Here is a 23658-nt window from a genome sequence, read left to right on the forward strand (position 1 = left end):
TGTAGGCCGGTCGTGTTGCGATCCAGAGATCGTCGTGTTGGCTTCCATGACCTGAAGCGTCGCCCTACAAGATCCTCGGAACTGTCCTGTCAGCTGCGCTTGAGATAAGCCTTCCCATAATGCCGCTCCATCCGCGCCTGGATCAGCTCCAACGCGATGGACATCAACCAGTAAATGATCGCCGCCGTGGTGAGCATTTCGATGTAGCGGTAGCTGGAGCGACCATAGGATTGCGCCAGGAACATCACTTCCCAGACGCCCATCACCGAGATCAGGGACGAGTCCTTGAGCATGGAGATGAATTGGTTGGTGCTCGGTGGAATGATGGTGCGCATGGCCTGGGGCAGGGTGACACGCCAGAAGATCACGGTTTCACCCATGCCCAGCGCAAGGGAGGCTTCGCGCTGGCCATGGGGGACGCCAAGGATGCCGGCGCGGAAGATTTCGCTCAGGTAGGCGCCGTAGTTCAGCGACAGGGCGATGATCCCGGCGGCAATCGCGCCCGGCACCAGCCCCAGTTGTGGCAGGCCCAGGTAGATCAGCAGAATCTGGATCAGCAGCGGTGTGCCGCGAAAGAACGACGCGTAGAAACTGGCAATGCCGAAGGCTACCGCGCTGCTGGACAGCCGCGCCAGGGCGGTGATGAAACCCAGCAAGGACGAAGCGACGATCGAACACAGGCATAGAAACAGCGTCAGCGCCGCGCCCTGCAGAAAGCCGTTGGGTGCCAGGTGCACGCCCAGCAGATTCGGCAGCTTGTCGAGGATGATGGAGAATTTCAGGTCGAAGCTCAGGAAAAAACTCGCGAACAACACCAGCATGGCTGCCCAGGTCAGGTACAACCGTGTGCGAAAACCGAAGATCTTTTTCAGGCGCGACTCGGCCACCGGTTGCGGTGGCCGAGAAGGGGATGGAAAGGAAGTCATTGGCTGATGTCGGCGCCGATCCACTTTTGGGAAAGCTTGCTCAAGGTGCCGTCCTGTTTCAACTGGGCGAACACTTCACGCACCTTGCTGTTCCACTCGGCGTCGCCTTTTTCGATGGCCACCGAGTTCGGCTCGGAATAGAGCGCCTCGCCCGCCAGTTTGAAGCGTTTGTCTTCGCTCAGGCGCGGCTGCGCAGTCACCAGATTGGTTAGCACCGCGTCCAGCCGCACCCCGGCACCCAGCCCCAAATCCTGGAAGGCCACGTTGTCGGTGTCGTACGGGGCGATCTGCACGTCCTCGAAGGGGTAGCTCAAACGGGTGTCTTCGGCGCCTTCGATCACCAGGTTCTTGTTCAGGTAGCTCTCGTAGCTGGAGGCGCTGGTGAGGCCGACTTTCTTGCCGCTCAGGTCACTGGCGCCATGGATGCTGTCGTCCTTGGCGTTGACTACGATCACCGCTGGCGAGGCGTAATACTGGACCGGGAAATCGAACACCTCGGCGCGGGCCTTGCTTGGCGTCATGGAGCAGATACAGATGTCATAGCGCCCGCTCCAGCGCCCGGCGGCAATCACGTCCCAGGAGGGGGTTTCCAGGCGCAGCTTCACGCCCAGTTTTTCAGCGACCGCTTTGGCAACATCCACGTCAAAACCGTCGAGCTGGTTCTGATCGTTGAGGAATGAGAAGGGCGGATAGCTTTCCATCAGCACGCCGACCAGTTCTTTTTTCTGCTCGATGCGATCCAGCGTGGCGCCTGCGAGCGCTTGTGACGAAACGGCCAGTAGAGTCAGGCCGAGGGCCAGCAGCGGTTGAAATTTCACGAGAGATCCCTGGCTGAAAAATAAGTTGTGGTTAACCGATGGGTGCGTATTAAATAGTTATAAGAAGGACTCCGGTAGTGAGTATTTTTCATAAGCTTATGAGTGAATCGCATATGGGCGCAGCAACGATAGTCATCCTTGATGGCGGCATGGGCCGCGAACTGCAACGCCGGGGCGCCCCGTTCCGGCAGCCCGAGTGGTCGGCGCTGGCCTTGAGCGAAGCACCCCAGGCGGTCGAAGCGGTACACGCGGCCTACATCGCCAGCGGCGCCAACGTGATTACCAGCAACAGCTACGCCGTAGTACCGTTTCACATCGGAGAGGAGCGCTTTGCAGCCGAGGGCCAGGCATTGGCGGCGCTGGCTGGGGAGCTGGCGCAGCGGGCGGTACAGGCCTCAGGCAAATCAGTACGGATTGCCGGGTCGCTGCCACCGTTGTTCGGTTCCTATCGACCCGATTTGTTCGATGCTTGCCGTGCCAATGAATTGTTGGCGCCGCTGGTGACAGGCCTGGCGCCTCATGTTGACCTGTGGCTGGCCGAAACCCAAAGCTCGACGGTTGAAGCGCGAGCGATCCACGCCGGGCTGCCGAAGGACGGCAAGCCGTTCTGGCTGTCATTCACCCTGAAAGATGAAGACACCGATGAAGTGCCGCGCCTGCGTTCCGGTGAGCCGGTGGCGGACGCGGCGGCAGTGGCCGCCGAGCTCGGCGTCGAAACGCTGCTGTTCAATTGCAGCCAACCAGAAGTGATCGGCGCAGCAATCGATGCCGCGCGGGACACCTTCGAGCGCCTGGGGGTGAAGATCCACATTGGAGCCTACGCCAACGCGTTCCCACCGCAGCCGAAGGAGGCGACGGCCAACGACGGGTTGGACCCGCTGCGCGAAGACCTTGATCCACCAGGGTACCTTCAGTGGGCGGCTGACTGGCGCAAGCGCGGGGCAAGCCATCTGGGCGGTTGCTGCGGGATTGGGCCGGAGCATATTGCGGTGCTGGCGCAAAAGCTGGTCTGAGCCTGGTTCATCGTTCTGTGGAATAACCCTGTGGCGCGGGGCTGCGCAGCGGCCCTAAGAACTTGCGGTTGCTGCGCAACCGAGCGCAAGCAAGCGCCTTCGCCACGGAGTCGTGAGATTCTGCTGACATTTGGACTTACGCTTTTCCCCGAACCCTCTAACCCCTCCATACATATGTATGTCATTTCCGCTCGAACGGCGCGATAGGGTCCCAGCCCTGATCACAACCGGACACTGAAATGACTGTTTTCTCTGAAAATGAACGTGGTGTGCCTTCTTTCGCGCGCTTGAAACCCATCAGCCTTTTACCCAACGGGAGCCGATTTCAACCCCATACATTTGCCGATCAATGGTTAGCCCAATGGGGCCTTACCGGCGACGCGCAGGTTCAGGTCACTTATCAGGAGGTCGAGACTGTCGATTCGGCCGCTGAACGCAAAACCGCCGCGGTGGCGTTGCGGGACGCCGTGACACAAGGCTTTCTGAGAGCCCATCAAAGCCGGGCTTCCTCCTCCGCCTTGTCCCCGCGAGAGGGCTGGGTTTATCCCCACCGAAGTCAGATGTCCCTGGACTTTTCGTCACTGCGGGCCAACGGTAAAGCACTCTCGCAAGACGTCCTGCAGCAATTGCGAGCCGGCATCGAGCCCGGTTATCAGGGCACTGGACAGCCCCTCATCACCGAGGTGGATGCTCACGGCAATCTGCTCGGCGCCCGTGAAAAAGAGCAGCTCCGGCAATTGGGGCTTCTGGATGCCAATCAGGTGAAGCTGGCCCGGTTGCTCGCCGCGCTTCCAACGTTCGACACGGTACTCAAGAGTCTGCTGGTCGGCAGAATCAAGGCAAAGCTTGCGCAAGGGAAATTCCGTGCCTCGGCGTTTGAGCACCTGGACCCGGATCACTGCTACGTGAACCACTTTAGCGTCGACTCGATGGGTAAGCGTGCGTTGATCTCCTCGCAGCGCTTTACCGACGTCATGTTGAGCTGCCTGACAACGGACACACGGCCCACCTACACGGTCGATGGCGTGGGATTCTTCAGTCGTGCGGATACGGTGGAAGAGGCTGACAGCCTATTTGTCAGCCCATTGGATCGGAAAACTGCAGCGATCATGGAGTCGGCATTCTATGTCGCTCAACCGGCCACCAACGAAAGTCTCAAGCGGCAGTTTCAGGATGACCTCCTTGCGTTTCGCACGGGTAAGTACGTAGCGGACTGGCTCGATACACCAAGCCCATCCACAGCTGAAGCGGCGCTTGCTTTTTTGCTGTCCCGGCGCTTCTTGTATTTGTTCGATCTGTACAAGGCTGATCGGGATCCGGCCCTCCAATTGACTCTGAGTGAGCGCAACCTGCAGAACGATGAGGATCGCCTGCTGGACCTCATCACGACCCATCCTCGCATGACGGACAGAAACCGCCTGTTGCGGGCGCCCATTCCCCATGTTTATGCCGTCATGCTCGACATGGGTGCCGCAGAGCCCCGCAAGTGGCCCGCTGCAATGACCATCAAGCGGGCCGATCAGTCCGCATTGTTCCTGTACTCGCTGGAAGGAGGAATCCAGAAATTCCGTTCCTTCAAGGATCTGGTCAATAAGGTCAGCCCTGTCTATGAGGGACAAAAACGCAGGATTCGGGATATCGCCTCTGAATTGTCTGGACACGCCTTTGAAATCGCCGCAGATGACCTGCTGTGGTTTCAAAGTGCCGCGCTGGAAACGTTTCTGAATGCGCCTGTAAACGAAACACTCGCCTTGCCTGCCTTTGCCCTGAATGTCGAAAATGCGCTGGACCTGCCCATGCTGTCCCTTGCCGGGCCACTGGCTGCGCGCCAGGAAACCCTGGTTGAAGACAATCGCCCTGATTTCTTTAAAACGGCGACCTCTGCGGAAAAATCGCATTATCGCGGTCTGGAGCTGCTGGTATTGGAAGCCGCCTATAAATCGGCAGCCAGTGATATCCAGACGTTGTTGCAGTTCACCCGCCAGAAGATCAGGCAATATCTGCAAAAGGTCGTGCACGCGGACATAGACCCCGATCCGGACCTGTCCATGGTTACGTTTTTCTATGGGAAGAGGGCCAACCCGGGGCAGGCCCGTGTCAGCAGCCTGACCCAGTTGCTATTGGATAACCTGCGACCATCTCAGCACCCGAATGCAATGAGGGAGGTACTGAGCGCTTACCTGATCGATTCCGACGGCGAACGTATCCGCAACCCGGCCAACGGCTATTTCATTACGTTGAGCGGGCGCGAACTGGCCAAGATGGTGACGAGCATCGATGCCGGTGGCAGTTATGAGGCCATGCTCAGGGAGCAAATGAATAAACCGGCCTACAAGAAGGCCTGGCAGACAGCGTACCTGGCCAATCTGAAATTCAAAGGCTATGAGGCCTCGCTCAAGGGCGACACAGTGTTCAAGGCCCTGGTGGTCGATAAGACCTTCAACCCACCCAAATCAACGAAGAAACTCGCCCTCTGGCTGGACGCTGTCCTGAGCTCGCCGTCGGTAGAGGCCCGCGCCTCCGTCATGGGGCGCAGCGTGCATGTGTACGGTCTGATGTTGGGTGGAAGCATGGCCGTCGGCGGCCGACACGCCCATATGGGCAATGCGGTCAGCATCAATGGTGTGCTGGTGTTTTCCGATCAGGAAGGGCCGGATATCAAGGGCACCGTGGGGGTTTATTTTCCCGACAGTCCCGAGGGCGAGGACTTCCACGAGTTTGCCGATCTGAGCGAGGGCGTTGCCGAGCTGTTGTCACGGGAGGATTGGCAGGCGTATTTCCGTTCGCGTATCTCCACGCGTAACCCTTCCGAGATAAAACGCACGCTGGGGCAGCAAGGGGGGCGTCCGCTGATTCGCGGTTCGTTGATCACCGGCGACCTTCTTGAAGCCCTCCACCGGGCGCACATCAACTTTCACAGTGCCCATGCCGATCAACGCTCCAACAGTAACCGCGATGTCCGTCATCAAACCTATGGCAGGTTCGGGCAGATGGCGATCGAGGTTGTCATGGAGTTGGCCGGTATGTTCCTGGCGCCGGGTTTCCAGATGCTCAAGAGCGCCGTCAAGACCGGCTTGCTGGTGTACAGGACCGGGGCTATTCCGCTGAACCTGAAGACTCTGGCGCTTGTGCATGCGGTAGCGAACCATGGCGGATCGCGTCTTGCCCGAGGCACCGTGCCCTCCCGGGGCCAATCTTTTTTCCGCGCGGTGACCGCGCGCCAGAGTCAGGATGAAGCGCTGTCCGGGTTGCCATTGGACATGGCGATCTATGCTCCTTATGCGGTGAAGGATGTCTCGGTGATCCGTGGGCTGACCGCGGACGCGCGAGGCTTTTATCGTGCAACGATCAACAATGTGGCCACCGGCAGTGTGACGGCTCGCCCCGTGTATGTGCGACAACCCGACGGGACGGTGTTCCGTGTGCATGACCACACGAAGCTGGATGCAACCGAAGCCACCCTGGTCAACCCGATGACGGGGCTGGACATCCGCTCCAGTGGGGTGATGCGCAGCACCGTGGCGCGCATGTCCGATGGGCAGTGGCGTGCCGTGGGCTTTGGCCGGGGCGGCGGCAAACGGCCGGCGCAGACGCCTGCCCAACCGGGCCCGTCAAAGAAGCCTGCCCTATCGGTTTCCGCTGTTTCCAATTCGATACGCACGCCGGGCAGTTGGAACAATCGGATCATAGACCTGGTGCCGTCAATCATGACGCGCCTGGCGATCTGGCCACAAAACCGCAGCTTGCTGATCATTGATGAAATATCCGCACAACGTGCCTGGTCGGTGCGTTTTACCCCGGGGCAACATGAAACGATTTATCCGGTGGCCGAGCATCCGGATAGAGCAGATACAGATGTCGTTTTGAGACGAACCGGTCATGACCATTACAGTTTGCTCTTGGGTGAGCGCGTGGTGGATATCGATGCCGATGGTGATTGCCTATTCAAGGCCTTGGCGGCTGGGTTGAATGAAGGGCAGGCCCAGGAGACGTTCACGATGCAGGGGCTGCGTGATGCGGCAGCCGATCATGTCGACCAACATCCGGAGTTGAGTCAATACGTGGCGCCGCCAGTCTCCAGAGTGCAGCAAGCGCTTTTTGAGAATGCGCCATCGCTGGTCAATCTTCTGGACAATGCGGCGATGCTCGATCTCACCCGGATCGTCTACGGAACGCCCAACCCGCAGCGCTTGTTCCAACCGACCTTGGATTACTTGGACCTGCATGCAAACAGAACTGTTCGTATGGCAATTACTGGGGCGCCAGGGACTAAGTTACCCCCTGAGATCCTGCAGGAAGTCGGCCGCATGTTATCGCCCCGGTCTCCGGCGAACCTGACGGCGGGCACCAGCGGCCCTTTTTCCGCGCAGGAAAAAGTCACCATGAAGCAACTGTTCGAGGACATTCTGCTGCCGCCTGTCGATGATCAGAACATTCTCCGGCTGCTCGATGACAAGTACCTGCTGGTTTCCAAAGACGTGGCCCATATCATGTTGGAGTATGGGGTCACCGCCCGGCAGTTGGTCGGTCATCATCCCCGCAATAGCCTGGCCTATGTCAGGCATGAGGAGGCACTGCATAATCATCTGGACCCGGATGAGCTTGAAAGGCTGCTGGACGGTGCCCGTCTCGTGGATCGCAATGATTTGGATGACGTAAAAGACCAGCTGATGCGCGTTCGGGACAAGTTCGTCGATGACGATGCTGAGCTGTTTGATCAGTTCATGTATGCCGACATGGTCGAGCGGACCGTTGATTTATTCAGAACGGCCCTTGGGCGCTTCCCTGATCTGCTGCGGCGGGCCAACATTATCCTGAGATCCCGCGTTATCGCTCACAACCTCGGTGGCATGTTGTCCGTGAGTGACGTCGCGAGGTGGATCCGTAACCCGGCGCTGTCCGACAGGCGCTTTGAACTCATTGCCGCGTATGCAGACGCCCGTTATGCCGAACTGGAGCGTACGGGACGCATCGACCTTGACTGGATGCAGGTGTTCAATGATCAGAACCTGCAAAACATTCTCGTTTATCGACTTAATTTGATGGCGTTCATGAAGTTCCTGGGCGGGGCGCGGAAGAACGTTGAGAGCATAGACGTACCTGCCGTCGCGAAGTTGTTTAGCCCTCCAGGGGAGTCGCCGTCCAATAATCGGGTGGCCATCTTGTTAAATACCCCGGGGTTAGTGGGGAACCTTATGCGTCTGCAAGCCGATTACGCCATGCAGATCTGGCTTGACCTGATTGGGCCGCATTTTAGCGATGCGACTATTCGGCAGGCGCTTGGACGACCGGGGTCGCTGCGTACTGGACTGGAATTTGGATTGGCATTAAGAGAAAGCCTGGGGGCAGAAGAAGCCCGTGCGAATCGAATCATCCAGACCCTGTTCGCCATCGGCCAACGACGGGCCCAGCTCTATCTCTACAACTTTAACTTCCCAACTAACCGCTTGGGGCATAGCCGTCTGGATTTTGCCGTGTACCTGGAAAGTCATCTGAGCATCCCGGAGTGGGCCTGGCAGTATGCACGACGGGGCGTGACCCCTGACTCGCTCAAGCAGTTTGGTGAGGTGAAGAGGTTGGAGTGATTTGACGGTGGGCAGGCGACGAATGTGTCGACTGCCCACTAGCCATCGCGAGCAGGCTCGCTCCCACAAGGGATTGGCGGCGAATACAGATTCTGCATTCGCCCTGGGCTCCTGTGGGAGCGAGCCTGCTCGCGATAGCTGACTGTCAGGCGAAACAATTCAAGAGCGACACTCCACCAACCCAAGCACCTGCCCACCCGCGCTCTGGTTCTCCTCACTCAGCCAGCGCTCGAATCCTGCCCGGATCGCCGGCCACTCCGAATCCAGCATCGAGTACCACGCGGTGTCGCGGTTCTGGCCCTTGACCACCATATGCTGGCGGAACACCCCTTCAAAGGTGAAGCCCAGCCGCTCGGCAGCGTATTTGGAACGGGCATTGGCGTTGTTGCACTTCCATTCCAGACGCCGATAACCCAGAGCGAAAGATTCCTTGGCCAACAGATAAATCGCCTCGGTGCTTTTCGGCGAGCGCTGCATCGGCGCGCCGAAGGTCACATGGCCGATCTCGATGCGGCCTTGTGCTGGCACGATCGACATCAGGCTGAGGATGCCCTGCACCTCGCCACTGGCGCGGTCGATCACGCTGAAGAAATACGGGTCGACGTTGGCGGCGTGATTGGCCAGCCACGCATCGAACGCGCTGCGATCCTTGAACGGGCCGTAGGGCAAGTAATCCCAGAGTTTCGGGTCGGCACCGGGCCCTTCGAGGGCTTGCCACAGGCCGTCGGCGTGACGCGCCGGATCGAGTTTTTCCAGGCGGATGAAGCGCCCTTCGAGCAACTGCGTAGACGGCGCCGGAGCGCCTTTCCAATCGGCGAGGGAAATCGACATGCTGTGCTCCTTACAGGGCTTTGCGAAATTGAATGTAACCCGGGCGCTCGGCGATGCGCTCATAAAGCTGGATCGCCGTCGCGTTGGTTTCGTGGGTCAGCCAATGCACCTTGCAGCAACCATCGGCCTTGGCGGTGGTGTAGACAAATTCGATGAGCTGGCGACCGACCCCGGTGCCGCGGCTGTGCTCTGTCACCAGCAGGTCTTGCAGGTAGCAGGAGTTTTCGATGCTCCAGTTCGACCGGTGATAAATGAAATGCACCAGGCCTACCGCCGTGTCGCCGTTCCAGGCGAGGGCGCCGTGGGTCGGTTCGCGGTCATCGAGCAGACGTTGCCAGGTGCTTTGGCTCACGGCCTGCGGCAGTTCGGTGTTGTAGAAACGCAGGTAGGCCTGCCACAACGGCAACCAGGCGGCGTGATCGTCAGCGCTGACGAGGCGGATCTGGGGATGGCTCATGTTCACTCCTTGGACGATAGGTCATGCATCAGGTGTGCGAGGGCCTGGTCCTGCGGGTCCAGGCTGGCGGCAAGACCGTGACGTACCCCGCTGATGTCCGCGGGGCTGCGGTTCTGGCTGAGTTTGCGTTTGCCTTCCAGGCGCTGGATGGGCAGGGTGAAACCGACGATGGCCTTGAGCATGCTGTCAATGTACTGCGCCGGTGCATCATCGATTTTCCAGGGCTGGGCGCGGCCGGCTTCGTGACGGTCGGTCAGGGCGCCCACCAGGTTACGCAGGCGATGGGGATCGCTGAACACCTCTGCGCGGCCATAGGCGTGTACGGCCAGATAGTTCCAGGTCGGCACGACTTTGCCGTGTTCGGCCTTGCTGGGATAGAAACCGGGACTGGCGTAGGCGTCGGCCCCGGCGAAAACCACCAATGCTTCGGCACCGGCTTCCAGGTCATGCCATTGTGGATTGGCCCGGGCCATGTGGCCGTAGAGGCTGCCATTGGGGCCTTGTTGCGGGTCCAGCAACAGTGGCAAATGACTGGCCTGCAAGCCGTATTCACCGTGAGTGATCAATACAGCCAGGCGGCAATCACCCATCATGGCATGCAGTTGGGGCAGGTCTTCGACGACAAAGGCTTGTGGGTTGTACATGACGATTTTCCTTGGCGAATGCGAGCATCCTAGGCAGGCTATTGGTCTGTTGTAAGAGCCACTTATGACCAATTCGATAGGTCCATTTGCGAGGGCGCTCATGAACAATGCCGTGCCGCCACTGTCGTTCAACCCCGCAGGCATTGAGCTGGACCGCCGCCAGGGGCTCAGTCGCCAGCTTTACCAGGCTTTGCGTATGCGGGTGCTGGATGGGCGGTTGGCCAGCGGTACGCGTCTGCCGGCCAGTCGCGATCTGGCGGCGGCCTTGGCGATTTCCCGCAATAGCGTGGTGCGGGCCTATGACCAGCTCTACGCCGAGGGTTTCATCGAGGGACGGGTCGGTGACGGCACTTATGTGGCAAAACTGTCGTCGACGGCCCTGCCGCTGAAAAACATATCCACAAAAGTATCCACAGGCTTTTCAACAGGCTTATCCACTGGTTTATCCACAGATTGGCTGGATTTACCTGTGGGTCCATCCAGTAAAGTTATCCACAGTGGTGCATGGGAACGGGTCGAAAAGCACCATTTGCCCCAACCACCCCTGGGTCCGCCAAGGGCATTTCGGGTCGGTGTTCCGGCGTTCGATCTGTTTCCTTTCGAGGTTTGGGCCAAGCTGAATGCGGCTTTCTGGCGCAAGCCGGATCTGCAACAACTGTGCTATGGCGATTCCCAAGGGGATATGCGCTTGCGTGGTCTTATCGCAGCGTATCTGCGCAGCTCCCGAGGCCTGCACTGCACAGCTGAACAAATTGTGATCACCAGCGGAGCTCAGCAGGGCATTAGCCTTTGTGCACAGCTACTGGTGGACCCGGGTGACGTCGTGGCTGTGGAAAACCCCGGCTATCGCGCCGCCGGGCATGCGTTCTCTGTCGCCGGTGCCGAGGTCAGAGGGGTGCCCGTGGATGGCGATGGTCTGGATTGCGCGGCGCTGGGTACGTTGAACCACTGTCGGCTGGCTTATGTCACGCCGTCCCATCAATACCCGACCGGGGTCGTCATGAGCCTTGCGCGGCGCTTGGAGCTGCTGACTTGGGCCGAGCGCAATAATGGCTGGATCGTCGAGGATGACTATGACGGCGAGTATCGCTACAGCGGTGCGCCGCTGGCGCCTCTGGCTGCACTGGATCGCCAGGGGCGGGTTCTTTATGTCGGGACGTTCGGCAAAGTCGCGTTCCCGGCCTTGCGCCTGGGTTATCTCGTGTTGCCACCCGGCCTGGTAGACGCCTTCGCCCGACGTCGCGCGGTGGATGTACGCCACTCTGAAGTCAGTACCCAGGCGGTGATGGCCGAATTCATGGCCGCCGGGCATTTCCAGCGGCACATCAGGCGTATGCGCCGGGCCGCCCTGGCCCGGCGTGACGCGCTGCTGGCCGGCTGGCCGAAGGCGGTTCCAGGGGTTGGCGCCATGCCCACGGTGGTGGCGGGCCTGCACGTCACTGTGCCGGTGGACAGCGTCGAGCGTGAGCAAGAGCTAATAGCCCGAGCGACCCATGCCGGTGTCGAAATCAATGGCTTGAGTGGCTATTGGTTGCCCACCACAACGACGCCAGTGCGAGCCGGGCTGGTGCTGGGGTTCGCGGCCGTCCCGCCAGCAGCGATTGGCACCGCGCTGGCGAGCCTGGCCAAGGCCTGGAGAACAGGAGGCTGAGCGCCTGGCACAATCCCTGTGGGAGCGAGCCTGCTCGCGAAGACGTGGGCGCATCCAACATGGCGGCTGGCTGATCCACCGCTTTCGCGAGCAAGCCCGCTCCCACAGATTCAGACCCTGACCGTTATGAGGGCCGCTTTGGAAAGAACACTTCCCTGGCCTGATCCACCGCAATTTCGCTGCGGTAAAGATCGATCAATTGACGCTGGGTGAGATCCTGGGTGGCGTCGGCGCGTGCTCCCTTGTTGACTTGTTCCGGTGTTTTCAAGCGACCGGAAAGGTAGGCGTGGGCGGGGACCCAGTCGGTGGAGTAACGGAAATCGGCAAACCAAAGCGTTTTGTTTTCCTTCACGTCCCTGATCTCATACCGGTCGAGATAGCCGCGAAGAGGGCCTTTGTTTTTTTGTCGGTTCTTTAGTTTGGTGATGGAAATACGGTTGCGGCTTTTAAGCCAAATGACGCCATCCATGGTCGGAGGGCGATGTTTGATGACATTCAGTACGGCATCGAAGGCTTCCTCGTACAGGGCCTTCGCTTGCGTCTTGAGTGCCATGCGCAGGGCTTCGGCGGTACGCTTTTGTTTTACTGACACTTCAACGGTTTCGTTCGAGGCACTGTCCACTGCCTTTTTGATTGCAATGCCGACTTTCTCCATCCTGTTTGCATGGGCGTTCAGGATCATTCCGAGACCGGTGGGCGATCGGCCTGGCGCATTCATGTGCTCCTCGACCTGCGCCTGGAACGCCTCCAGCCCATCGATCAGGGCTTGGCCCTTTGCGAGGCTGGTTGCCAGTGGCGGGACGATCTGCGGCGTGTCGGCGAGCGCATGGGGCACCCACTCACCGGTTCCCTTGCGGTGGAAGGTGGCGATGATCTTGTCCGTGACCGGGTTCTTCACATCGACCCAATCGGTTTCTTCCTGCATTTTCGTTAAACGAGGCTCACCACTGACAAGGCCCCAAAAGCGTGCCCTGATGAACTTCTTCCTGAACCTGGGGCGTGGCTCGTAAGGGTTGCCCATGCTGCGCCGGTTGCTTCTCTCATCCAGGGCCTGGGCCAAATGTTGCAGTGCCCGTTTTTTCAGGCCGCCGATCTGCTTGTTCAGCCGATTGAGTTCGGCCGGCCGGGCGCTGTCCTTGTATTCAGTGCCCACGTATTCGAGTTGTTCTTCAAGGGCGGTGAACTGTTCCGTGAGACTGCCAAATGCATCGATTTGCTCATCCAGCCGGATCACGCTGCGTTCCTCGATGGCGTCGTGCAGGCTTTGGAAGGCGATCGTGGCGCTATCAACCAGTTGGTTAATGACGGCCCAACCTTCGGGCACTGTATTGATGCTGTCGAGCGACAGGCAGAGGTGGCGATACATGTCCAACTGGATAAGACGAATACCGTCGCTCTTGTAGGTCGGCATTCTTCCACGGTGCTGCCGGATAAACTCAAAACCTTCACGCCCCAGTATCTTGAGCCTGGAAAAACGGGTCTCCATGTAATCCAGGCGCTCGTTCATATCCTCGCCGACCCGGATCATGCTTTCGGCTGCATCGACGTGCTGCTGCTCCACGACCGCGACGCCGGTGGTGGCCATGTCCATGGCTGTTCTCAGGGCAGGGGTAAACCGCTCTTTCAGCGCGTCTATCTCTTCGAACGTGAAGTTGATCTGTGCGTTCAGGTAGCCAAGCCTGGCTTTAGGCGCGTCGGGTCTTGATTGGAAGACGGGCCATTGCGTCAGTATGTTCAGCGCTTCTTCATAGCTTTCGCGCTGGGTTTTCAAGGTGCTCAAGTAAACGTTGCGCTTGGTCTCCTTGGCGGAGCCCGAGGCGCTGTTCAATTCTTGCGCATTCATTGTCAGCAGTGCCTGGTGCTCCGGTTTTTTTTCTTCGAAGCGGTTCAGTTCGGCCAGCAGTTGAACGCTGCGGCGGTGAGTGTCGGCGATGACTTTTTCCATCGCACCTTTTGAGCCCGTTCCGCGCAGGCGCAGACGGATGTCGATATGCCAATTGCCGTGTACATCCAGCCTCAGGGGAGGGCCCAGGCGCGAGGGATTCTTCCCGTCGACGACGCAGACCTTATCGCCCACCATCAGCACGTTGAACCATTTTTCTCCCACTTTGGCGTACCACCGCCCCTGTCGTTGATAGAGCCCTTTGGACATGCCATCGGTATGGGCCTGCCCTGGTGTTTCGGGCGCGTCGACACTGAAACTCTCAAGGAGCTTGGCACCCTCTCCCGATTTGCCTGTCAAGGCACCGCTGGAATGGATGGACTCATAGTGTTCGGGGTGCGGTTGCTTAGCGGTGGAGGGCGCGAGTTTTTCGATAATGAGCTTGGGTTTAACCAGCTTGACCGGCTCCTCTAACACCTCCGGCGCCGCTGCCCTGCGACTGCGTGTGCCTTCTCTGGCATGGTCGATAGCGTGGGTGGTGATCGCCATGGCCAGGTTCAGCAGCAGGTCGACGAATGCCTCCCATGTGGCTTGGTCGTTGGCGTGTTCGCTGTCCTGCATCAGCGTTTCAATGTCATCCAGAATTTGCCAGAGCCAGACGGCGGTGCCCACGGCAGCGCCCAGATAAGGCAGGGCCAAGTTGAAAATCAGCCAGCCTGCCTGCTTGAACGTACTCCAGCGGGTTTCGCTGTTCGAGACCGATTGCCGGTCTGCAAGCTCGACCAGGGCATTGGCATTGGCCTTGAACAACAGTGGCAGGAAATCGGGGCCCAGGTTTTTTTCGCTCAAACCGACGGGGGCGCTATCGAGCCATGATGTAAAAGGGTCCGTCGCAAACTCAACGATGACCCAGGGTGAGGGCAGCGGGCCCGAGAAAATGTATCGGCTGTAATTGCTGCGCACCTCATCGGGCAGCCAGGCCAGGACCGATTGGCGCAATTCAGGGATTTGCCTGATCGCATACAACAGGTTGCTGGAGGAGGGGTACTGGCACAACTGCGGCTCAAGCAGCGGTCGATAAAGCAGGCAGGGACCGGCGTCTGGATTCTTCGGACCGATCACGAACATATTGGTCACGATGTCTTCCGAGGGGATCAGTTTCTGTTGGGATATGAAGGCCAGCCTGCGCAAGACGATGGGTTGTCCGTCGACCTTGCGATCGGCTTCCTCCGGCTCCATCAGTGCGGCGACATAACGGTAACCTCGTTCGTCGATGTTCCCACGCCCTCGGATCTTTCCCTCCAGCGCCAGCATGGGCAGTTGAATGCGCAACTGGGAGGTGTACAACTCTTCGCGGCGGGCCGATTCGGTCGGATCGTCGAGCAGTTTGCTCTTCACCAGATCGGGATAGACGCGACCGATATCGATTTTGGTGATCAGGGTTTCGATGTAGTCGGTCGTCATCCAGGTGGGCAACACCTTGCCGGTGAGGGACCTGACGGTTTTGTTGCCCAGGGGCAGTGCAATCAGGTTTTGCAAGGCCAGCTCAACGAGATTGAACCGGGTGGTCTCGAATTTGCCCGGAACGATAAAAGACCCCCAGGCCACGAGGCTGCGAATCTGGATCTCGATTTTTTCCGGATCGAGTGTCGCAGCGTCGGCATGGTCCGCTTGCATCTGCTTCTTGAGGGCGTTCAAGGCAAACTCCTTGATAGGAGCAATATCGTCCAGGTAGGTCTTGCCGGCATGGGAACTGCTCAACGCCGAAAGGTTTTTCATGTGCTGGGCGAACAGAATCTGATCGGATATCGACGCTGCCAGCAGCCAGTCGGGGATCTTTTTATCGAACCACGTCGCGCCAAGACCTTTTTCTGCGTCCAGCCCGCTGGTCACTGGCTGTTCGTCTTCGATGGATGCAATTTTTTTCAGAAAGCTGGGGGAACCGAGGATCTTGACCTGCATGGCGATCAGGCCGCAGGCCTTTTGATCGAAGATGTTGCCGGTGGGCTCATACAGCCGCCACTGGATTTTCTTGCGGAACGTGGTGTCCAGTTGCGTCGGGAGAAATTGCCCCAGCGCTTGCTGTGAATCGAATTTTTTATAGCTGTCGCGCAGCGAGTACGTAAGGATGACCTCTTTGCTGGCGATGGTTCCGATCAGTACCACCAACGAGTTTTCATTCAGGCGGCTCACTTTGGTCCCGTCAACTTCATCGATGTCGATCAGGTACGCGTGAGTGTCGTAGCGATCATGTTGCTTGCGGTCCTCCGGGTTGGGGTAAAGGAACAATTGCCTGGCCATGTCGCACTCAGTCGCGGTCCAGCCATTGACCTCTTTGACGTCCCAGATCTTGCGCAGCGTTCTGGAGAGCTCATGCCAGCGTGGTCCGGATGTGCCCACTGGCGCGTTCCAGTACGCCAGTTGTTGTTCCTGGCAGGCGGACAACATGACGGGCTCCAGTTCGTTGATCAGGGCTCCGATCTGTTCGATACGTACCGGCAGATGCACCTCCGGGGTGCTGATCGGTAGCTGAGTCAAAAAGTGCACGCCTTCGATCAGCATGGTCGAATCGCTCGCGCCTACTCGTTCGGCCACCATATCGCTGAGGGTTTCGTAACGGGTGGGCAGTTCCAGGATTTCGCCGTCGACAATGTCCCAGCGAGGCTCGCCAACGACTGTGTTGAGCGGATCGAGGTCCAGTGTCGGATACATTTTCTTGAGGGCCCTGCGCAGGAGCACGGCGGCAACTTCCGGGGAGGTAGGCCCTGCGAGTAGCTGGTTGAGCACAGCATTCTTGAGGCTGGCTTCAGGTGTAGTGTTCGTGGTTGTAGAGGTTCTGGTCATCTGACGCTCCCTGTCTTGCGATAGGTGGAATCCCCGCCGCTGAATGCTTCGGGGATTCCATGCTAGGGAGGTACAAGACAGGGAAGGTGGTAACTATGTATAGGCCGCCTGACAATGCCCGGTTGGGAATAAACCCCTTGCCGCAGAGCCTTTACTGGCCGGATTTAATCCGGGTCCAGGCCCGCGTCCGCGCGCGCTCGGCGTCCCTGGGCAACGGTTGCAAGGTGTAGAGCGTAGCCATCGCCGCCTCGGTCGGATACAGGTTGGGGTTGCTGCGGATCGCCGGGTCGACCATTTCGGTGGCGTCCTTGTTGGGGTTCGGATAGCCAACGAAATCGCTGACCGGTGCGATTACCTCCGGTTGCAGCAAATAATTGATGAAGGTGTAAGCGTCGTCCGGATTTTTCGCCCCTTTAGGGATGGCGAGCATGTCGAACCAGATCGGCGCGCCTTCCTTGGGCAGGCGCATGTCCACGGTCACGCCGTTCTTGGCATCCTTGGCGCGGTTGGCCGCCTGGGAGAAGCTACCGGAGTAACCGACCGCCACGCAGATATCGCCGTTGGCGATGTCGGCCATGTACTTGGACGAGTGGAAATAGGTGATGTGCGGGCGGATCTTCATCAGCAGCGCTTCGGCCTTGGCATAGTCCGCCGGTTGCTTGCTGTTGGGGTCCAGGCCCAGGTGCTGCAAGGCCAGGGGCAGGATCTCCGACGGTGAGTCGAGCAGCGCCACGCCGCACTGCTTGAGCTTGCTGATGTTCTCTTCCTTGAAGATCAGGTCCCAGCTGTCCACCGGCGCGTTGTCACCCAGGGCAGCTTTGATTTTGTCCGGATTGAAACCGATCAGGATGGTGCCGTACATGTAGGGCACGGCGAATTTGTTGCCGGGGTCGTTGGCTTCGATCAGCTTCATCAGCTTGGGATCGAGGTGGTTCCAGTTTGGCAGTTTGCTGCGGTCCAGGGGCTGGAACACCCCGGCCTCGATCTGCTTGGCCAGGAACACGTTGGACGGCACCACCACGTCGTAGCCGGAATTGCCGGTCAGCAGCTTGGCCTCCAGCGCTTCGTTGGTGTCGAAGATGTCGTAGACCAGCTTGACCTGGCTGTTCTGCGCCTTGAAATCGTCCAGGGCCTTGGGCGTGATGTAGTCGAACCAGTTGTAGACACGCAGGGTGCGCTCTTCGGCCTGGGCAGCGCCGCACAGCAGCGCGGCGCACAGGCTGGGAACCATCAAACGCTTGAGTCTGTTCATGCTGTTATTTCCTCATTGGGCGCTTTGAAAACCTTCGAGAACGTTCACGGCATTGATGCCGATTTCTGCCACCGCGTAGCCGCCTTCCATCACGAACAGCGTCGGCTTGCCGAGCGCCGCGATGCGTTTGCCCATCGCCAGGTAATCCGGGCTGTCGAGCTTGAACTGCGAGATCGGGTCGTCCTTGAAGGTGTCCACGCCCAGGGACACCACGATGACATCGGCGTCGTAGCCTTGGATCTGCCCGCATGCCTGTTCCAGCGCCGCGCTCCATGTGTCCCAGCCTGAACCGGCCGGCAGAGGATAGTTGAAGTTGAAGCCCTCACCGGCGCCTTCACCGTACTCGTCGGCGTAACCGAGGAAGAACGGAAACTCGGCTTCCGGGTGGCCGTGAATTGAAGCGAACAGCACGTCGCTGCGCTCGTAGAAAATCGACTGAGTGCCGTTGCCGTGGTGGTAATCCACATCAAGGATCGCGACCTTCTTATGGCCCTGGTCGAGAAAAGCCTGGGCGGCGATGGCGGCGTTGTTGAGGTAGCAATAGCCGCCCATCAAGTCGCCGGCGGCGTGGTGCCCCGGTGGACGGCACAAGGCAAAGGCACTGCGGGCGCCGCGCTGGATCTCGGCCTGGGCGGTGAGGGCGACTTGCGCGGCGCTGTAGGCTGCCTGCCAAGTGCCGGCGGTAATCGGCGCGCCGGCGTCGAAACTGTAATAACCCAACTGGCCGTGCAGGCTCGTGGGTATGACCGTGCGAAAGGTCCGCGCCGGCCAGGTGAAGGGCAACAAATCGCCCTCGCGGTTGTACTTGGCCCAGCGGTCCCAAGCACCTTTGAAAAATTCCAGATACGCCGCGCTGTGGATGCGCTGGATCGGCCCCAGGCCAAAATCCTGCGGCGCCTCCACCGGCCCCAGTCCCCGCGCCTTGACCCGCTCCAACACATGATCGGCCCGGGACGGCATCTCGAAGCAGGGCATCAATTGCCCGTCCATCAACTCGCAACGCCCGTGGTGCAGGTGGTGATCGTCTGAATAGATCGTCAGCATTTTTTTGTTCTCCGCAAGGCTGGTCGGTTTGAACACAGTCTTGCGGTGTGCGGCGTTTCAGAGAACGGCAGGAGAGGCCAAAAGGGGATCGAAATGGCCAAAAGGTTTGACCGTAAATCGCCCCTTGGTGGCGCGGGTGTGCGCGGGGTTGGGGCATGGAACCCCTGTGGGAGCGAGCTTGCTCGCGATGGCGGCGGCACATTGCAGCCTGGTCTAACGGATGTAAGAGGTCCGTGGCGAGGGAGCTTGCTCCCGCTCGGCGGCGCAGCCGTCGTAGACCGGTTGTTGCGGTCTGCCTGGCGTCAGCCTTTAGGACGCCGGATGTGTCTGAGCGGACGCCATCGCGGGCAAGCCTTGCTCCCACAGGGTTAGGTGTTGTGCGTGAAAGCGGCGATTAACGAAAGCTCAGGACCTGAACTGACTCGGCGCCACCCCACTCCAGCGCACAAAGGCATGTCGAAAACTGGCGGTTTCGCTGAAGCCGAGCATTTCGGCAATCTGATAGATCGGCAATTTATCCTCGCACAGCATCTGCTTGGCCCGTTCGAAGCGCAGTTCGTCGAGCAGTTCTTGATAGCTGCAGCCCATATTTTTGAGGTGACGACGCAAGGTGCGCGACGAGCAGTTCATTTGTTCTGCCAAGCCTTCCAGGCCAGGAGCGGCGTTCAATTGTGCACTGAGCAGTTGGCGAATCCGCCCCAGCCAGGCCTGGCGACCGGTGAACTCGGTGTTCTGCCGACGGCAGCGTTCGGCCATGGCGTGGTGGGTGATGGGGTCGGCCAGGGGCAGCGGTTGTTCCAGCCAGTGACGGTCGAAGGCGAACGCGTTATCGATGCTGTCGAAACGCACCGGGCAGTCGAAAAGCGCTGCGTAGCGCGCCTGGTAATCGGGCGCCGAATGTTCGAAGCGCGCCGCGCGCAGGGGCAGCGTCTGGCCGAGCAGGTCGTTGCAGATGACTTTGAGCGAAACCATGCAGAACTCGGCGTTGAACACCGCCAGGGCCGGGTTCTCCCGATAATCGCTGGCGCTGAGCCAGACCGTTTCATGGCCTTCTTCCAGATGCAGGTCGAAGAGTGTTCCCAATAGCGCCGGATAGCGCAGCGCCAAACGCAAAGCGTCACCCAAAGTGGCACTGCTGAGCAGGGCATACCCCAGCATCCCGTAGGACGACACGTGCATGCGCAAGCCCAGTTCCAGGCCGATGTCGCGCTTGAGGGCCACGGCATTGGCGCAGACCTGCATCTCCTGATTGGTGGTGATGCGCGTGTCGGCCCGGCTCAGATCCGCCGCGCTGATGCCGCTGCCGGTCAGCAATGCATCACTGGGCAGGCCTTCGTGCTTGAAGGTATTGAGTACCAGGGAGACGGCGTTGAGTGTGGTCAGGTGGGAGTGAAGCATGTTCGTTTCCGGCCGGAGGAGGCTGGAAATGGAGCAAGTTGTGTGCCGGGCGGTTTTTCAGCATGAACCACAGCGGCAAAGGAATTTATCTGTGGCGAGGGGGATTTATCCCCGTTGGGCCGCGCAGCGGCCCCCCTGAGTTCTATCTGATAAAGCGCGGCGTTGAGGCAGTGGGGGCGCTCCGCACCCCAGCGGGGATAAATCCCCTCGCCACAAGTTGATGCCCGGCTTGAATTAGGTGAGTTCGCCACACAGATCCAGCTCAACCAGCCGGCGAACCTCATCCACCGGCAGCCCGGCGCCGATCAACGCCTGCAACTTGCCGAGCGCGGCTTCGCGGGTCATGCCGCCGCCGGACAGCACGCCAGCGCCCCGCAAACGGCTGCCGGCCTCGTATATATCCAGCTCGACGCCACCTTCATGGCATTGAGTCACGGCCACGACCACCACGCCGCTGTCCCGCGCCCGCTCGAGGCTGGCGAGGAAGGCCGGGTTGTCGCTCGGGCCGGTGCCGCTGCCGTAGCATTCCAGCACCAGGCCCTGGATGCCGCTGCCCAGCAGGCCATCGAGAATTTCGGCGCTGATGCCGGGAAACAGCGGCAGCGCCGCGACGTTCGCCAGTTGCTTGGGCTGGTCGTAATTGAGCTGTGCCGGCAGCGAGGTTGCCTTGATGCCACCGCCCTGACGCTCCAGGCGTTTGAACGGATGGCGACCGAAGCTGCGCACCTTGGCGCAACGGGTCGGGGCCAATAGCTCGCCGTGGAAATACAGATGCACACCCGGCGCCAGCCCCTGGCCGAGGGCGACCAGCGCGCCACTGAGGTTTTCCCAGGCATCGCTGTCGGTCACGCCGGCGGGCAACATGGAGCCGGTGAAACACACCCGCGCATGCAGGCCGAGTAACTGGAAGCTCATGGCGGCCGCGCTGTAGGCCAGCGTATCGGTGCCGTGCAGGATCAATACGCTGTCGCAGCCCTGTACATCCACGGCGTCGACCACTGCTTCGCGCAGTTGCTGCCAGTAGGCCGGGGTCATGTTGGCGCTGTCGATCAGCGGCGACATTTCCCGAAAACGCCATTGCGGGATGACGAGTTCGGGTTGGCTGTGCAGGTAATCGCGCATCCGTGCTTCGAAACCGGATGCCGGGGCCAGACCATGGGCGCTGGCCTGCATGCCGATGGTGCCACCGGTGTAGAGCACCATGACGTGCTGGGCGGCAGGGTAGGTCGAGAAATTCATGGGTGTTCTCCGAGGACGAAAGCGACAGCTCATCGGGCTGTCACAACATAAGGTCGAGCATGACGCCGACCTTACGCTGTGTCACGCCGGGCGCAGAGGGTGCGCCCGGCTTTTTCCAATCAGCCTACCGATCAGCGTTGCGCGGCGGCCACGCCTGCCGAAGCCTTTCCAGGCGCGGCTACCGGTGCCGAAGGGTTGGCTGGCCAGGCCTTGCGGTCCAGATCCAGGTCCGGGAACTTGCTGGAATCGAAAACCGGAACCTTGATGCCGGCCGAACGCTGGTCATCGTAGTCACGCAGGATGCGCATGCCGACCTTGAACAGCAGGAACAGCGCGATCAGGTTCACGAACGCCAGCAGGGTCATGGTGATGTCGGCGAAGGCGAACACGGTGCCGAGGTTCTCGATGGCACCCCAGAAGATCAACACCAGTACCAGGGTGCGGTAGCCGATCAGCACCTTGCGGTTTTCGCCGACCATGAAGCGCAGGTTGTTCTCGCCCAGGTAGTAGTTGTAGAGGATCGAGGTAAACACGAACAGCGATAGGGCCACGGAGATGAATACCCGCCCCCAGTCACCCACCACGGCGGCGAGGGAGTTCTGGGTCAGGGCAATGCCGTCACCTTCGAAGCCCGGGGTGTAGAAGCCCGACAGCAGGATCAGCAGCGCGGTGCAGGTGCAGATCAGAAAGGTGTCGAGGAACACGCTGAACGCCTGAATCACACCCTGAGCCACCGGGTGCTCGACCGAGGCCACGGCTGCGACGTTTGGCGCACTGCCCAGGCCCGCTTCGTTGGCGAACACGCCACGCTTGACGCCCATGACGATGGCGCTGCCGATCAGGCCGCCAAAGGCCTGGTCAAGGCCGAAGGCGCTTTTGACGATGGTGGTCAGCATGGCCGGCACCTGATCGAACTGCAGCACGATCACGTAGAGGGTGACGCCGATGTACGCCAGGGTTTTGACCGGCACCAGCAGGTCAGCAACCTTGGCGATGCGCTTGATCCCACCGATGAACACCAGGCCCAACAGCACCGCCAGGCCAATGCCTGTGTAGGTGGTGTCGAAACCGAAAGCGTTGTTCAGCGAGTGAGTCACGGCATGGGCCTGCAGGCCGTTGAAGGCGAAGCCGAAGGTGATCAGCAGCAGGAACGCCATGATCATGCCCAGCCAGCGCTTCTGCAGGCCGTGCTGGATGTAATAGGACGGGCCACCACGGAATTGGCCTTCGGCGTCGCAGCGCTTGTAGAGCTGGCCGAGGGAACATTCGAAGAAGCTGCTGGACATGCCGACCAGCGCGGTCACCCACATCCAGAACACCGCGCCGGGCCCGCCGAGGGTGACGGCGATGCCGACACCGGCGATGTTGCCCGCGCCGACACGACCGGCCAGGCTGAGCATCAGGGCCTGAAAGGAACTGAGCTGACCGGCGCTGCTTTTGAGGCTGTCACGGAACACCGCGAACATGTGAAAGAAGTGGCGGAACTGGACGAAACGCGAGCGGATCGTGAAGTAGCTACCGAGCCCGACAATGAGCACGATCAGCACTTTCCCTGAGAGGAAGTCGTTGATGACTTCGAGCATGAGTATTCCTCGCTGTTTTTTGTTTAAGCAAATGCTGGCCATTTGGAAACATCGTGTTACATCGGTCGGCGCGCGGCACAACAGGTGAGGCGATGTTTCGTCCCGGTCCATATTGCGGGTTTGTTATTAGTTCGGTTTTCGCATGTGTTGGGGGTCTCGTTTCTGACGACCGCTCACGCGAAGAGGGGCGGCACTATACCTACCAGTGCGGCGCCCGTCTGCACGATTGTGGTGCGTGCGACGAAACGGACCTTTGAATCACCTGGCCTCGCGGTCAGGTTCTTGCGGGGGCGAGCCTGCTCGCGATGGCTGGCGACGCGGTTTTTTCAAACGGCAGCGCGTCATCGTTTATCGCGAGCAGGCTCGCTCCTACAGGTTCTCTAATCGTTTGTAGCTATCAGTTAAAAAAAAGGGCTTGGGGAATAAATCCCCAAGCCCTCAAAAGGTGAGAGGTGTCTAGTCCCTCGACCTGGTGAGCAGTCATTGCGTCG

14 protein-coding genes are annotated in these 23658 nt (G+C 59.8%); 3 read left to right on the forward strand and 11 right to left on the reverse strand.

Annotated elements, in window-relative coordinates:
- Positions 1–89 precede the first annotated feature (89 nt).
- Together HQ912_RS01765 and HQ912_RS01770 are read right to left on the reverse strand one after the other, a co-directional pair.
- Positions 90–926 (reverse strand): amino acid ABC transporter permease, encoded by an 837-nt coding sequence (locus HQ912_RS01765; RefSeq protein WP_173406384.1) that lies wholly within the window; start codon positions 924–926, stop codon positions 90–92.
- Positions 923–1744: an ABC transporter substrate-binding protein gene (locus HQ912_RS01770; protein WP_047226703.1), complete on the reverse strand. Its 822-nt coding sequence runs from the start codon at positions 1742–1744 to the stop codon at positions 923–925. Before HQ912_RS01770 ends, HQ912_RS01765 begins: the two co-directional genes overlap by 4 nt.
- 113 nt (positions 1745–1857) lie before the next feature.
- On the opposite strand from HQ912_RS01770, the gene HQ912_RS01775 reads away from it, so the two are divergent.
- Together HQ912_RS01775 and HQ912_RS01780 are read left to right on the forward strand one after the other, a co-directional pair.
- Entirely contained in the window at positions 1858–2757 is a 900-nt protein-coding gene (locus HQ912_RS01775) for a homocysteine S-methyltransferase family protein (RefSeq protein WP_047226704.1), read from the forward strand.
- Positions 2758–2996: 239 nt separating this feature from the next.
- Positions 2997–8342, forward strand: coding sequence for a dermonecrotic toxin domain-containing protein (locus tag HQ912_RS01780; protein ID WP_173406385.1), 5346 nt, complete (start codon positions 2997–2999; stop codon positions 8340–8342).
- Positions 8343–8501: 159 nt separating this feature from the next.
- Here HQ912_RS01780 and HQ912_RS01785 read toward each other — a convergent pair whose 3' ends face one another.
- The 3 genes from HQ912_RS01785 to HQ912_RS01795 are packed head-to-tail and all read right to left on the reverse strand — an operon-like array spanning position 8502 to position 10274.
- On the reverse strand, positions 8502–9173 hold the full coding sequence (locus HQ912_RS01785; protein ID WP_047226706.1) for a GNAT family N-acetyltransferase: 672 nt from the start codon (positions 9171–9173) through the stop codon (positions 8502–8504).
- A 10-nt stretch (positions 9174–9183) separates the two neighbouring features.
- Positions 9184–9630 (reverse strand): GNAT family N-acetyltransferase, encoded by a 447-nt coding sequence (locus tag HQ912_RS01790; RefSeq protein WP_047226707.1) that lies wholly within the window; start codon positions 9628–9630, stop codon positions 9184–9186.
- A 2-nt stretch (positions 9631–9632) separates the two neighbouring features.
- Entirely contained in the window at positions 9633–10274 is a 642-nt protein-coding gene (locus HQ912_RS01795; RefSeq protein WP_173406386.1) for an FMN-binding negative transcriptional regulator, read from the reverse strand.
- Between the two features lie 100 nt (positions 10275–10374).
- Between HQ912_RS01795 and HQ912_RS01800 the strand changes: the two genes are divergently transcribed.
- Complete coding sequence (locus tag HQ912_RS01800; protein ID WP_173406387.1) at positions 10375–11925, forward strand: PLP-dependent aminotransferase family protein; 1551 nt, start codon at positions 10375–10377, stop codon at positions 11923–11925.
- A 124-nt stretch (positions 11926–12049) separates the two neighbouring features.
- Here the strand turns inward: HQ912_RS01800 and HQ912_RS01805 are convergent, their stop codons facing one another.
- The 6 genes from HQ912_RS01805 to HQ912_RS01830 all read right to left on the reverse strand — a co-directional run bounded on the left by HQ912_RS01805 (position 12050) and on the right by HQ912_RS01830 (position 23167).
- Entirely contained in the window at positions 12050–16369 is a 4320-nt protein-coding gene (locus HQ912_RS01805) for a dermonecrotic toxin domain-containing protein (protein WP_260990061.1), read from the reverse strand.
- 433 nt (positions 16370–16802) lie between these two features.
- Positions 16803–17903 carry a polyamine ABC transporter substrate-binding protein gene (locus tag HQ912_RS01810; RefSeq protein WP_173406389.1) on the reverse strand — a complete coding sequence of 367 codons (1101 nt, stop codon included), beginning with the start codon at positions 17901–17903 and terminating at the stop codon, positions 16803–16805.
- Between the two features lie 12 nt (positions 17904–17915).
- Positions 17916–18947, reverse strand: a complete 1032-nt coding sequence (locus HQ912_RS01815) for a histone deacetylase family protein (protein ID WP_173406390.1) — start codon at positions 18945–18947, stop codon at positions 17916–17918.
- A gap of 405 nt (positions 18948–19352) precedes the next feature.
- On the reverse strand, positions 19353–20345 hold the full coding sequence (locus HQ912_RS01820; protein WP_047226713.1) for an AraC family transcriptional regulator: 993 nt from the start codon (positions 20343–20345) through the stop codon (positions 19353–19355).
- Positions 20346–20579: 234 nt separating this feature from the next.
- The gene (locus tag HQ912_RS01825) at positions 20580–21584 is read right to left on the reverse strand and encodes an asparaginase (RefSeq protein ID WP_047226714.1); all 1005 of its coding nucleotides are present in this window, start codon (positions 21582–21584) and stop codon (positions 20580–20582) included.
- Between the two features lie 131 nt (positions 21585–21715).
- Entirely contained in the window at positions 21716–23167 is a 1452-nt protein-coding gene (locus tag HQ912_RS01830; RefSeq protein WP_047226715.1) for an alanine/glycine:cation symporter family protein, read from the reverse strand.
- Positions 23168–23658 lie beyond the last annotated feature (491 nt).

It is taken from the genome of Pseudomonas sp. MPDS (assembly GCF_013283895.1).
In the GTDB taxonomy this organism is placed as follows: Bacteria; Pseudomonadota; Gammaproteobacteria; order Pseudomonadales; family Pseudomonadaceae; genus Aquipseudomonas; species Aquipseudomonas rhizophila.